At 76.6% G+C, this 346-nt stretch carries 1 protein-coding gene; it reads left to right on the forward strand.

Going from position 1 to position 346, the window contains the following annotated elements; genetic code table 11:
* Positions 1 to 346 (forward strand): ATP-binding cassette domain-containing protein (locus BIV01_RS16740; RefSeq protein ID WP_139199493.1); only part of this gene is annotated, 346 nt, incomplete at both ends.

The following is a 346-nucleotide window of genomic DNA, read 5'->3' on the forward strand; positions in this document are numbered from 1 at the left end:
CGGCTCGTCGCCGGCCTCGAGCCCGCCGACCGCGGCGACGTGCAGGTCCACGGCGTCACTCCGGCGCAGGCGTGCGCGGCGAAGCTCATCGGCCTCGTGCCCCAGACGCCGGCGCTGCTGCCCTGGCTCACCGTGCTGCAGAACGTCTCCCTCGCCGGCCGGGTCAACCCCGGTGCCGGGCGTCGGCGCGCCGCCATCGAGGACCTCGCGGAGCGCGGTGCGGACAGCGGCCCGGACATGCGACAGCTGCTCCGGATGGCCGGGCTCGGCGAGGCGGAGGACAAGCTGCCCGCCCAGCTCTCCGGTGGCATGCAGCAGCGTGCGGCGATCGTCCGGGCGTTCGGCC

This window comes from Curtobacterium sp. MCBA15_013, assembly GCF_001865095.1.
In the GTDB taxonomy this organism is placed as follows: Bacteria; Actinomycetota; Actinomycetes; order Actinomycetales; family Microbacteriaceae; genus Curtobacterium.